The organism is Riemerella columbina (assembly GCF_030517065.1).
Lineage (GTDB): Bacteria > Bacteroidota > Bacteroidia > Flavobacteriales > Weeksellaceae > Riemerella > Riemerella columbina_A.
In genome coordinates, this window is the sequence record NZ_CP103950.1 from 1,602,359 (window position 1) to 1,615,485 (window position 13,127).

The following is a 13,127-nucleotide window of genomic DNA, read 5'->3' on the forward strand; positions in this document are numbered from 1 at the left end:
GTTCATTTTAGTCCATCGTTTAATCTGTGTTCAAAAATAAGAATTTTTATTTACAAAAATTATTTTTATCATAAAAAAATGGCTTTTGAAGTTTTCCTCACATTAAACTGTAAGGGTTTCGTTTTTAGGCTTGCTCTAAATTATTAGGGTTGATTTCAGATGAAAAAAAATCCTTAACTTTGCTCAAAATATAATTTTATGAATAAACCGATAACAGAATTTATTGAGAAATACTATTTGCACTTTAATGCTGCGGCTTTAGTGGATGCTTCCAAAGGCTATGTAGCCCATTTAAAAGATGGTGGCAAAATGATGATTACCCTTGCTGGAGCGATGTCTACGGCAGAGCTTGGCAAAATTTTAGCCGAGATGATTCGGCAGGATAAAGTTGCTATTATCTCTTGTACTGGGGCTAATTTAGAAGAAGATTTGATGAATTTAGTGGCGCATTCTCACTACGAAAGGGTGCCGCATTATAGAGACCTTACCCCTCAAGAAGAGTGGGATTTATTGGAAAGAGGGCTCAACCGTGTAACGGACACTTGTATTCCAGAAGAAGAGGCGTTCCGAAGATTACAAAAACACATCTACGAAATTTGGAAAGATGCGGAAGCCAAAGGCGAGCGTTATTTCCCACACGAATATATGTACAAAATACTTCTATCAGGCGTTTTGGAGCAATATTATGAAATTCCAAAAGAGAACTCTTGGATGTTGGCGGCGGCAGAAAAAAACTTGCCTATCGTAGTGCCAGGTTGGGAAGATTCTACCATGGGGAACATCTTCGCCAGCTATTGTATTAAAGGGGAATTGCAGCCTTCCACCGTGAAATCAGGCATTGAATATATGACTTTCTTAGCCGACTGGTACACTAAAAACTGCGGTGGCAAAGGGGTTGGTTTCTTCCAAATTGGTGGCGGTATCGCTGGAGATTTCCCGATTTGCGTAGTACCGATGCTCTACCAAGATATGGAGATGCACGATATTCCGTTCTGGTCTTATTTCTGCCAAATTTCTGATTCTACCACCTCTTACGGTTCTTATTCTGGCGCTGTACCGAACGAGAAAATCACTTGGGGCAAATTGGATATCACCACACCGAAATTTATTGTAGAAAGTGATGCTACCATCTGTGCACCGCTGATGTTCCAATATATTTTAGAGAATTCTTAAAATTTTAGTATTTATATTTCCGATTTTGTTTTTTCTCGGAATTTAACTTTTTAGCCTTCAATCGCTTTTCTCTTTGCGCTTTTGAAGGCTTTGTTTTATACCGTTTTTTAGGAATATAGAGGGCTTGTTCAATCCATTGAACTAGCCGCTCTGTTGCTATTTTTTTATTTTGAAGTTGTGTTCTGGTGTCACTTGCCGTGAGTTGAAGAACACCTTCTGCATTGATTTTAGAGCTTAATTTCTCCATAATCCGTTGCTTTTGATCCTCCGAAAAATACGCCGAATCTGCCACGCACCACATCACCGTAACGGCAGTTTCCACTTTATTAACATTCTGCCCTCCTGCCCCACTACTTCGTGAGGTTTTGTAGGCAAATTCTGAAGCATAATCACTCATTCTAAGCATTTTTTGAGTTCTAATCGGCTCACTTTTCCGTTAGGCGTGCGTGGTATTTTCGGCATAAACACGACCGCCTTAGGACGATGAAAGGATTTTTCATACGCCAAATTTTCTATTTGCGTTTTAATTTCTGGCGTTTCCTCACCTTCTACCACTACGATTAACTTTTCTCCTAAAACCTCATCTTTAACACCGATAAAAACCAACTCTCGGTCAATGGTTCTCTTTGCCAAAGCTTCCAATTGTTCTGGGAAAATCTTGGCGCCCCCCGAGTTGATAATGGAATCTACCCTGCCTAAAAAATAAAATTCTTGCGGCGAACCAAACGCTACCAAATCATTGGTTATCAATTGGTCTTCATTTAATTTAGGTGCATTGATGCCAAGGCAGCCGCGTTCATCTTGGAACAATTGCACGCCATCTAAAGCCTTAAAATACTGAGCTTTCTGAGGCGAAATCTCCCGCAAAGCAATATGAGAAAGGGTTTCGCTCATTCCATAGGTTTCATAAACTTTCTGATGGGGGATTTTCAAATCTAAAATTTTATCGTTGAGCGTTTCCGAAACGGCGGCGCCACCAATAATCAACTTTCGGATTTGATGGAGTTCTGCCAAAGAATGCTCCACCTGAAGCGGCGTCATTGCACAGAAATCTACCGTTATATTTAGATTTTTTAGCGGCTGAACAGATGGCGGCACCACCTTCAATTTCAAACCTTGCTCCAACGCCCTTACCACCATCATTTTTCCTGAAATATACGCCACAGGAAGACATAACAACGCCGTATCGCCTTTATTAAGTCCTAAAAAACGACAAGTTTGCTGTGCAGAATATTTCATTTTTTCCTTTTCTACCTCAAAGATTTTTGGTGTTCCCGTAGACCCCGAAGTCTGCACCTTCACCGTAGGTGCCGCCGAAAAACAGTCCTCCAAGAAAAGCACCACTTGGTGTTCAAAATCGTTCTGAGGGCGGAGTTTTGAAATATCAATCTCCTGAGAGGCGTCTATAAGCATTGTATTTTTTATTTTTAAAGAAATAGGCTTTTGGAAATACAAATATAATAAAAAAACCGCCAAATTAATTTGGCGGTTTTATGGTGGTGCCTCCAGGAATCGAACCAGGGACACAAGGATTTTCAGTCCTTTGCTCTACCAACTGAGCTAAGGCACCATAACTGCTTATCAGTTGTTTTAAAGTGGTGCAAAGATATACACTTTTATATTACCACGCAAGTTTTTTATCAACTTTTTTAACTTTATTTATTAACCCTCTGTTTATCAGAATTATTATTTTTCATTTTCGTTTCTCATCTGCTCGCTCATTTCCTCTAATACTGGCTTTATCGTACTTTCTGGTAAATCGCTAATCCGAATGTACATCAGCCCATCTACAGCATCATTAAAATTGGGATCTACATTAAAAGCCACGACTTTTGCATTTTGTTTGATGTATTTTTTAATCAAAACTGGGAGGCGCATTTCTGGCTCTAAATCATCAATAATCTTATCCAATTTGCCTAAATCAGAGTCTATAGCCTCAAAAAAGAGGTTTTTATCTCGCTCGCGCATTCGGACTTTGAATTCATTTTTAGGATGAATGTACTGCGCCACCGCAGAATCATAGTAGTGGGAACGCATAAAATCTATCATCAACGATTTAGAAAAATCGGAAAATTTGTCGCTGATGCTTACGCCACCCATCAAAAATTTATGCTCTGGATTTCTCAAACACACATGCACAATGCCTCGCCAAAGTAAAAATAACGGCAATGGTTTTTGCTGATATTCCGTGGAAATATAGGCGCGCCCCATTTCTATCACTTTCTTAAAAAAAGGCTGCAATTCTTGATCAAAATCAAATAGAGAACTGGTGTAAAAACCGCTGATGCCATATTTTTTCATTACCTCTGTCCCCAACGCCATACGGTAGGCTCCTGCCAACTTCTGCGCTTCTTCATCCCAAAGGAACAGGTGGTGGTAATGGCGATCGTATTCATCTAAATCAAAAGGGAGGTTACTGCCCTCGCCTACGGCTCTAAAAGTCAATTCGCGCTGCCTGCCAATCTCCCGCATAATGGACGGAATTTCCTGATAAGCGCCGAAATAAACTTCGTAATTGCCGTTTTTGAAGAGCATTTTGTTCTCTGCCCTCAGGCTGTTGATGTCTTTCAGAAGGTCTTCTTTTGGCGTTTCTTCAATGATATTCTGTATGACATTTGCGGATTTGTTTGGTGACAATTTAAGATTTAAATTCGGAAGTTTCATTAAATCCACCAAAGATTTGCGCTTATCATAATAAGATTTCATTAAATAAATCTTTTTCTGAAGAAAATCGCCCAGTTCCTCTGGTGTTTCATACTCTTCCATTGTCTTGACCGAAACGGGCTTCCCTATTCTTATGCGAATTGGTTTTTCGCGTTTGTTCATCATCTCGGAAGGGAGCAAAAGCGTCTGTAAATCAGGATGCACCTGCGCCGCCGAGTAAAACAATCGGCTATTTTTAGCGTGAAAATACATCGGTACTACAGGAACTTTGGCTTTTTTTATCAATTTTAAAGCTGGCTTCTCCCACGCTTTATCCAAAATCTCCGCATAGGCGTTGTTTTTATTGGAAACCTCGCCTGCAGGGAAAATCCCCAAGCAACCGCCCTCTTGCAAATGCGCCAATGCTGCCCGCATTCCTAACGCACTATTTTTGAGGTGTTTCCTGTTTTCAAAGGGATTAACAGCGATCACATAAGGCTTCATTGGCTCTATTTTCTCCAAAAGAAAATTGCCCATCACCTTAAAATCAGGGCGAATTTCTGTGAGGATTTTACACATCAAAATACCATCAATAGCGCCCAGTGGATGGTTAGCCACCAAGATGAAAGGTCCTGTTTTAGGGATTTTCTGTAAATCTTCCTCAAAAACCACATATTTGAGTTGCCTCTCTTTGATGAATTGGTCAAAGAAATCACTGCCTTCTGTATCTTTCAATTTATCATAAAGTTGATTCACTTTGTTGATTTTCGTAAAATACATCACAGCCGTAGCCAAAGGCTTTTTAAGCAAGCCTAAACGGTTAAAACCTGCGGCTTTTATTATATCATTCTTTGAAATGAGACTCATATATTTTTGTTTTTTCGTGGTCAAAAAGTAACAACTTGCACCGTGTTTCTGGACAATTGTTCTAATAAAATATTTTTGCCTTCGTAAAAGTGTTCTATGTTTTTCATATGGGCATTTCGCACAGTGTAGAGCTGCACATTTTTGGTCAGTTCTGTTTTAAATTCCGCCTGCAAAGCCTCGTTAAAATCATCTAATTTTCCATATTTATCCTCCAAGCACAACGCCAGAGAGATCGCAGAATTTTGCATCAGAGACACCTTAATTTTATATTCCGCCAATAGATTAAAAATATAACTGATATGATCCTCCGCAATAAACGAAAAATCTCTGGTAGAAATATGGATTAAATGCTGATTTTCTTTTAAAATATAGGATTCTTTCTTTTGATTATTTTCGGAATTCCCAATTTTGGTCCCCGCTTGCTCTGGTTCTAAAAAAGATTTCACAAAGAATGGAATATGCTTCTGTTTGAGCGGTTGCAAGGTTTTAGGGTGAATCACCGAAGCGCCATAATACGCCATTTCTATCGCTTCTTCATAAGAAATATGAGAGAGCAACTCTACCTTATCAAATTTCCGTGGATCGCCCGTCATCACGCCTGGCACATCTTTCCAAATGGTCATCACTTGGGCATCTAAGGCATACGCAAAAATAGCCGCAGAATAATCCGAACCTTCCCTACCGAGGGTTACCGAAAAGTTATGCTCATCAGAACCTATAAACCCCTGAGTAACATAGCATTCCGTTTGAGACAATTGTTTAATATGGTCTTCCGTAAGCGCCCAATCAACAACGCCTTCTCGGTAATTATGGTTGGTTTTGATGAAATCTCGTGCATCTAACCACTGGTTTTTAAACCCTTGATTATTAAGGTATTCACTTAAAATTTTAGAAGAAATCAGCTCACCACAGCTCACCACCTGGTCATAAACGAAGCTGTAATTTGGAGATTTATTTCGTCTTAAAAAAGCCTCTATATCATCAAAAAACAGGGCTATTTCTTCAAATATCTCGTGCTGAGCATCAAATAAATCCGATGCGATCTGGATATGGTTAGACTTGATGGTTTTAATTTCCGTTTTGTAATCTCCATTGTTAAAATAAGCCGCCACCACTTGCTCCAAAGCATTAGTGGTCTTGCCCATAGCGGAAACCACCAGCAAGCACGCTCCCCCCCCCTGCGAAGCCAAAACTTTTGCTACATTTTTTACGCCCTCTGCATCTTTTACGGAGGCGCCGCCAAACTTAAAAACTTTCATACCCAATTAATTGTTTTTGCTCCAAATCCTGTGTTCTTCATTTAAAATAAGTTTCAAAAATATGAAATCTTATTAAAAAAAGAAAATAAAAAATGATATTCTACACCTCAATTATGAAAAAATATACCGCTCCATTGCCTTTATTGGTCGCATATTATTCCTTTTCTTCAAGGGTGATATTTTTGGTAATTTTATATTTTTTGCGTTTGCGCTGGGTGTGTTCTTCGCCTAAAATTAATCCCCAAGGTTTCAGCCCATCTATGCGTTCAAAAATCACTTTCATCATCGCTAAAAATGGAATACACAAGAACATCCCTGAAATCCCCCACAGATGCTCGCCTACCAAAAGCGCTAAAAATGAGAACAATGCATTGATTTTCACCTTAGAACCAATCACGAGTGGAAGGACTAAATTAGCATCTATCGCGTGGATTACGCCGTAGCCAATCAGCACCATAAGCGTATGCTCACCGCCTGTAGCAAAGGAAATTACGCACGCCAAAAAACCCGTGATGATGATCCCAATATAAGGAATAACATTGAGCAACCCTGTGAGCAAACCGAGCAATAGCGCATATTTAACGCCTAAACAAGTCAATAAAATGCTGGACAAAGTACTCACAATAATAATCTGAATGAACAAGCCGATAATATAATCTTTGATGATTTTTTGAATTTCTAAAATAATCTCATTCACCTTTGCGAAATGCTTCTCATTAAACACAGAAACTATGAATTTATACAATAATCTTCTGTAATTCAAGATAAAAATAAGAAACAAAGCCGAGAATAAGAAAAACGCCAATACAGAAGAAAACATTGTTACCGTAGTACTTAAAATAATACCCGAAGAGGCTAATATTTTCTCCAAACCTTGGTTGAGATACTCCATCTGTTGGTCAAAATTCACTTTAAAAGTTTTGGAAACCCAAGTTTGCAAATCAAGGAAGGCTTGGTTGATATTCAGCATCAGCGTAGGAAAATCAGCGACAAAATCACTCAGCTGTGCCGAGAAAAAATACACCACGCCAGAGACCACCAAAAGCATCAGCAATAATGATGTAAAAGTGGATAGCGCTCTGGAAAATCGCCATTTTTGCTCTAAAAAATTAGCAAACGGCACAAATAACAGCGCCAACAAAAATGCAAAAAAGAGCGGCGCCAAGATGGTTTGCCCTAAAACTGCCAAATAACCCAATGCCAAAATGCAAATGAGCACCATAGCGAGTTTCATAATAAAAGGTAATTTGATTTCCATCATTTTAGAATTTAAAATTGAATACTATTGTTTTATGTTTTGCAAAATAACGAAACTATTTGCAATAATAAACACTAAACAAAAAAATCTTTTAACCACTGTTCTAAGGGTTTAGGGAAAGATTTTTGCGCTGCCATTTCTGGATTAACCACATCGTAGCCGTGTTGCTGGGCATAGGCGTGGAGCTCTTGCAGCGTTTTGGTGGGCACTTCATTCATTTCTATGATTAAATTTCGGTGGGTTAGTTTATGGTTAACCACCTTGGTTTCTCGGATAAAAGGCTGCCACGCCTCAGGAATCTGCGTTGGAAATTCGTATAAATTTTTCCAAATGGAGGCCCTATTTCTTTTTTTAATTAAAAAATAACCTTGGCAGTGTATCATATAATAAGTTAGGTTCATTGTAGTGACGCTCACTTTTTTATGCTTCACGGGAAACTCTAAAGCCCTGCCCGTTTGATAAGCCATACAATCTTCCGAAACGGGGCACAGACCACATTGTGGCGTTTTAGGTTTGCAGACCTCCGAGCCCAAATCCATAATGGCTTGGTTGAAATCTCCAGGGCGGTGCGGCGGCATAACCCGATCTGCCAATGCCGAAAAATATTGAAACGCATTGGATTTAGAAATATCAAAATCATCGGCAAAAAGTCTGGAAAAAACACGGTAAAAATTACCATCTACCGCAGGATAAGCCTCGCCAAAACAAATGCTCACAATGGCAGCTGCCGTATATTTACCGATGCCTTTTAGGCTTAAAATCTCTTGATAAGTGGAGGGAAACTCACCGTTGAAATCCCGCATTATTTGCTGTCCGGCTTCGTGGAGATTGAGCGCTCGGGAGTAGTAGCCCAAACCTTTCCAGTAGAGAAGAACCTCGTCTGTATCTGCCTCTGCTAGGGTTTTCACATCTGGGAAACGCTCTATAAATCTAAGGTAATAAGCACGCCCTTGCTGCACTTGGGTTTGTTGTAAAATAACCTCGCTGATCCATATTTTATACGGATTTTGGGTGCTTCGCCACGGAAGTTCGCGCGCATTTTCATCGTACCAATCAATGATTTTGGTGCCAATGTTTAGAAAATCAGGGTTTTGTTTGTTTGTTTTCAAAAATAAGTTATATATTTGCACACCAAAAATAAAAACAAAAAAGGACATGACAAAAGCAGAATTGGTAAATACCATCTCTAATAAGTTAGGAATGGAAAAAAATGACACTCAAAAAGTGGTGGAAGCATTGATGCAGGAAATACGAAATTCTCTATACGAAGGAGATAATGTTTACCTTAGAGGGTTTGGTTCGTTTATTATCAAGACGCGCGCTGCAAAAACAGGAAGAAACATCTCTAAAAATACAGCGATAGAAATTCCTGCCCACAATATCCCTGCATTTAAGCCTTCAAAATCTTTTGCAGAGAAAGTGAAAAACAAAGTTCCAGTAAAGAAATAATCCAATTTATTATTAACAAATAAAAATAAAAGACTATGCCTAGCGGAAAGAAAAGAAAAAGACACAAGGTGGCAACCCACAAAAGAAAAAAGAGAAGAAGACAAAACAGACATAAGAAAAAGAAATAATCTGTAGTCTCTTTTTTAAATGACATAAGCAATATAGTTGGTGTTTTTATTTTGGTTGATAAAGCATCAACTATATTTTTGTTTCACTATTTATAAAATTTTAGAATGAAGAAAGAACTCTTAATATCCAATGAAGATGGTGCTTCTAAAATTGCATTGATAGAAGACGGACGCTTATTTGAACTACACGAGGAAGAACAAGACAATACCCTTGTGGTAGGTGATATCTATTTAGGTAAAATTAAAAAATTAGCACCCAACCTCAACGCCGCTTTCGTGAATATCGGCTATGATAAAGATGCGTTTTTACATTACCAAGATTTAGGCCCACAGTACCTTACTTATAAGAAATTTCTCAGAGAAGTCCATTCTAAAAGAAAAAACGACTCCAGCTTGAAGAATTTTCCAATAGAAAAAACCATTGACAAAAATGGAATGATAGATAGCGTTTTGGCAAAAGATGACACCGTGCTCATCCAAATTACCAAAGAACCTATCTCCACCAAAGGTGCCAGAATCTCCACACAGATATCCCTCACAGGCAGGTTTCTTGTGCTTATTCCTTTTGACCAAAAAGTTTCTATCTCTAAAAAAATCAGGGATAATGCGGAAAAAGACCGCCTAAGAACCTTGATAGAAAGTATAAAGCCCGAAGGCTTTGGCGTGATTATCAGAACAGTAGCAGAAGGCAAAAAAGTTGCCGAACTACACAATGATATGAACCATCTGGTAGAGAAATGGGAAACTTGTTTCAAAAATATTCAAAAAAACAAAATCCCCTCTAAAATTTTAAGCGAGGAGGACAAAGCGTCTGCCATTCTAAGAGATAATTTTAATGCAGATTTTGTAAGCATCATCTGTGATGATGAAACCATGGTGCAAGATATGAGAAACTATCTGGAAGTCATTGCACCAGAACGAAAAAACATAGTGGAATTTTATGATAATCATATCCCACTTTTAGAGTATTACAATGTAGAGAAACAGCTCAAACAGAGCTTTGGCAAGCATGTGAACATCCCGAGTTCCAAAGGCGCCTATCTGGTGATAGAACACACCGAAGCCCTCCATGTGATTGATGTGAACTCCGGCAACAACATCTCCACAGGGAGCCACGCCAACAAAGAGCACGCCTTAAAAGTCAACAAAATGGCAGCAACAGAAATCGCCAGACAGCTGAGACTCAGAGATATGGGCGGCATTATTGTGGTGGACTTTATCGATATGAGAGAAGCCAACCACAGAAAAGAACTCTACGAACATCTAAAAACGGAAATGAAGCGTGATAAAGCACGCCATAAAATACTACCGCCCAGCAAGTTTGGGCTTATACAAATCACCCGACAGCGCGTGCGCCCAGAAAAAGTGATAGAAACTAAGGAAGAAAATCCTAATAAAGACGGCGAAATCTTAGCACCAGTCGTGATTGTAGAGCGGATGTCTGAGGTGATTAGAAACTTATTACAAAAAGAAAAAGGACGCCTATATCTGCACACCCATCCCTTTGTAGAAGCCTACCTAACCAAAGGACTGATGAGCATACAAACCAAATGGTTTTTTAAATACAAAAAATGGGTAACGATAGTCCCGAGAGACTCCTTCAAATACTTAGAATACAAAATCTATAACGATAAGAAAGAAGAATTGGTCAGTTTCTCAAACTAAAACACAAGCACACATTTCTCTATGTGTGCTTTTTTTATGGACAAAATCAGCACTTTTTGGCAGAGTTTCTGTCATATTTAATTAAACAAACATTTAATTCTATACTCCTGATAATAAACAAGATAAAACTAACCTCCGCACCATATTATCACTTTGGCACGATTTTTACAATTACACCCTGCGAATTAAAAAACGAAAAATAATGAAATCAATTAAAAAAGCTGTATTAGCATTAGGCATTTTGTCTGCAGGTTTAGTTTCTGCACAGAGCGTTTCTATGACCAATATGTTAAAATTAGGCATCAATGCGGGCGCTTCTACTGGGGGCAATACCTCGGCTAACTTAGGCGTAGATTTATCTTACCAAAATTTAGTTACACCAGGTTTCGGTTTAGGGATTTCTACAGGGTACAACCACTTTTTCGGTAAAGAGAAAGATGGCATCAAAAACAACGATTTCGGTGTGGTACCTGTAGCGGCAATGTTTAAATTCTACCCTCAAAAATCAGGTTTCTACGCTGGTGCAGATTTAGGTTATGGCTTTATTGTAGGCGATGACAAAGTGGCTTCTAACTCCACTGTAGAGATGCCAAAAGGCGGTTTCTACCTTAAGCCAGAAATAGGTTTCCATAACAGAGATTGGAATTTCTTTTTACACTACACCAAAGTATTCACAGGTGATGATGGTAAAATCGGCAACCAAGACTTCAACGCTGGTAGCATAGGCGCTGGTGTAGCGTACAACATTCCATTAGGAAAATAATCCGTACAAAATAAATTTTTCAGAGCTGCCTCTCTACGAGGCAGCTTTTTTATTGCGGATATAGAGAACAAATCAACCCAAAACACAGCCACTTGCACTTTATAAAAAAAATTTTATATTTGTTTCCAACAAAAAAATAGAATTTTATGAAAAGTAAACACCCCAAAGGACTGCCCTATTTATTCTTTACAGAAATGTGGGAGCGTTTTGGCTACTACCTGATTTTAGGCATCTTCGTTTTGTATATGATAGACCCTTCGGAAACGGGCGGTTTAGCATTTGAAGATAAAAACGCCGATGATATCTTCGGAACCTTTATTGCGCTCACTTACCTTACGCCGTTCCTCGGTGGCTTCTTGGCGGATCGGGTTTTAGGCTACATCAAAGCTGTGTATATCGGTGGTTTTCTGATGGGCTTGGGCTATATCGGCTTAGGGCTTTTTAAGGAATTGCCTTTATTTTATGCCTCCTTAGGACTGATTATCGTGGGGAATGGATTTTTTAAACCCAGCATTTCCACACTTTTGGGGAACCTCTACTCCGAAGAACCTTACAAAGCCAACAAAGACGCTGGCTACAATATTTTCTATATGGGGATCAATATTGGGGCGTTTGCGTGTAATATTATCGCAGCGTTTATGCGAAATAAATTCGGTTGGGGCGAAGCCTTTATGACCGCTGGTTTCGGGATATTTTTAGGATTGATTATCTTCAGTTTAGGGCGAAAACACATCTTACACGCCAATGTGCTAAAACCTGTACAACAAGGCGATACCACCATTTCTTCCGTGCTTTTAAAAGTCTTTATGCCTGCCATTATGGTTGGCGTTTTGGGGTGGTTTATCCCTGGTAATATTTTCGGTTCTGATACCACTGATGCCTTTATTTTTGCTTGTATCCCTGTGATTGTTTTCTATGTTTCGCTTTATGTAAAAGCCAACGCCGAGGACAAAAGACCTATTGGCGCACTCCTCGCGATATTTGCAGTCAGCTTGATGTTTTGGGCAGTGTTTAAACAAAATGGCACTGCGCTCACCCGTTGGGCAAAATATTACACCGATAGAAGCGTGCCTGCCGTGGCGGAAAAGCCTTTGGAAAGCATTTATTTGGTGGATAGCAAAGACTTCAACACCCACGAAGTTCCCGTTTATGATGCGCAATATCAAGCCGTAAAAGATGCCCAAGGCAATGCCGTAAAAGAGCAAGGCAAGGATATTTATTTCAGAAATATTAGCCCAGAGCAAAGGGCAAAATTAGAACAAAACCCTGACCAAAAAGTTTATTTATATAATACAGAACTCTTCCAATCCATTAACCCATTTTGGGTGATTGTCCTCACACCTTTGGTGGTTGGTTTCTTCCTGATGCTCAGAAGAAAAGGCAAAGAGCCGACCACACCTGCCAAAATTGTATTGGGGCTTTTCATCTCGGCACTTTCTTGTTTGGTGATGGTGGGCGCTGTACACGCTGGCGATAATGGCTTGGTTAAAGTCTCTGCCCTGTGGTTGGTTGCGGCTTATGGCGTGATTACCATCGGCGAGCTTTGCCTCTCCCCTATGGGACTTTCCTTGGTGTCTAAACTCTCCCCACCGAGGCTTACAGCCCTTATGATGGGCGGTTTCTTCCTCTCCACTGCTATTGGGAATAAACTCTCGGGCGTGCTCTCCAGTATGTGGTACAATTATGAGGACAAAGCCAACTTCTTTTGGGTGAATTTTGGATTGCTCCTTTTGGCAACGCTCATTGGGCTCTCCATCCTCAAAAGTCTCAACAAAGCGATGAAATCTCACTAAAAAGCGAGCTAAAACCTTATAGCCTTTCCTAAAATTAGCATTTTGGGAAAGGTTTTTTCTTTATATCTTGATATATAACTCATTAGTTTAAAGGTTTTTAACGAAATCTACGGCATTTTAAAGCTTATT

The 13,127-nt window shown here is 39.3% G+C and carries 11 protein-coding genes and 1 tRNA gene; 5 read left to right on the top strand and 7 right to left on the bottom strand.

Annotated features, from left to right (window positions below; all coding sequences use genetic code 11):
• The first annotated feature begins 198 nt into the window (after positions 1 to 198).
• The gene (locus tag NYR17_RS07610) at positions 199 to 1,173 is read left to right on the top strand and encodes a deoxyhypusine synthase family protein (protein WP_302505121.1); all 975 of its coding nucleotides are present in this window, start codon (positions 199 to 201) and stop codon (positions 1,171 to 1,173) included.
• A 4-nt stretch (positions 1,174 to 1,177) separates the two neighbouring features.
• Here the strand turns inward: NYR17_RS07610 and arfB are convergent, their stop codons facing one another.
• The 7 genes from arfB to mutY form a co-directional block, all read right to left on the bottom strand.
• On the bottom strand, positions 1,178 to 1,570 hold the full coding sequence (gene arfB / locus NYR17_RS07615; RefSeq protein WP_302505122.1) for an alternative ribosome rescue aminoacyl-tRNA hydrolase ArfB: 393 nt from the start codon (positions 1,568 to 1,570) through the stop codon (positions 1,178 to 1,180).
• Positions 1,567 to 2,586, bottom strand: a complete 1,020-nt coding sequence (locus NYR17_RS07620; protein WP_302505123.1) for an AMP-binding protein — start codon at positions 2,584 to 2,586, stop codon at positions 1,567 to 1,569. Before NYR17_RS07620 ends, arfB begins: the two co-directional genes overlap by 4 nt.
• Positions 2,587 to 2,667: 81 nt before the next feature.
• Positions 2,668 to 2,743 (bottom strand) — tRNA-Phe (locus NYR17_RS07625).
• 116 nt (positions 2,744 to 2,859) lie between these two features.
• Entirely contained in the window at positions 2,860 to 4,683 is a 1,824-nt protein-coding gene (locus NYR17_RS07630; protein ID WP_302505124.1) for a lysophospholipid acyltransferase family protein, read from the bottom strand.
• Positions 4,684 to 4,703: 20 nt separating this feature from the next.
• Complete coding sequence (locus NYR17_RS07635; RefSeq protein ID WP_302505125.1) at positions 4,704 to 5,942, bottom strand: aspartate kinase; 1,239 nt, start codon at positions 5,940 to 5,942, stop codon at positions 4,704 to 4,706.
• A 154-nt stretch (positions 5,943 to 6,096) separates the two neighbouring features.
• On the bottom strand, positions 6,097 to 7,203 hold the full coding sequence (locus NYR17_RS07640) for an AI-2E family transporter (RefSeq protein ID WP_302505126.1): 1,107 nt from the start codon (positions 7,201 to 7,203) through the stop codon (positions 6,097 to 6,099).
• Positions 7,204 to 7,274: 71 nt separating this feature from the next.
• Positions 7,275 to 8,309 (bottom strand): A/G-specific adenine glycosylase, encoded by a 1,035-nt coding sequence (mutY, locus tag NYR17_RS07645; protein ID WP_302505127.1) that lies wholly within the window; start codon positions 8,307 to 8,309, stop codon positions 7,275 to 7,277.
• 46 nt (positions 8,310 to 8,355) lie between these two features.
• On the opposite strand from mutY, the gene NYR17_RS07650 reads away from it, so the two are divergent.
• The 4 genes from NYR17_RS07650 to NYR17_RS07665 all read left to right on the top strand — a co-directional run bounded on the left by NYR17_RS07650 (position 8,356) and on the right by NYR17_RS07665 (position 12,998).
• Positions 8,356 to 8,649: an HU family DNA-binding protein gene (locus NYR17_RS07650; RefSeq protein ID WP_302505128.1), complete on the top strand. Its 294-nt coding sequence runs from the start codon at positions 8,356 to 8,358 to the stop codon at positions 8,647 to 8,649.
• 233 nt (positions 8,650 to 8,882) lie between these two features.
• Positions 8,883 to 10,442 carry an Rne/Rng family ribonuclease gene (locus tag NYR17_RS07655; RefSeq protein ID WP_302505129.1) on the top strand — a complete coding sequence of 520 codons (1,560 nt, stop codon included), beginning with the start codon at positions 8,883 to 8,885 and terminating at the stop codon, positions 10,440 to 10,442.
• Positions 10,443 to 10,644: 202 nt separating this feature from the next.
• On the top strand, positions 10,645 to 11,205 hold the full coding sequence (locus NYR17_RS07660) for a hypothetical protein (RefSeq protein WP_302505130.1): 561 nt from the start codon (positions 10,645 to 10,647) through the stop codon (positions 11,203 to 11,205).
• A 146-nt stretch (positions 11,206 to 11,351) separates the two neighbouring features.
• The gene (locus NYR17_RS07665; protein ID WP_302505131.1) at positions 11,352 to 12,998 is read left to right on the top strand and encodes a peptide MFS transporter; all 1,647 of its coding nucleotides are present in this window, start codon (positions 11,352 to 11,354) and stop codon (positions 12,996 to 12,998) included.
• Positions 12,999 to 13,127 lie beyond the last annotated feature (129 nt).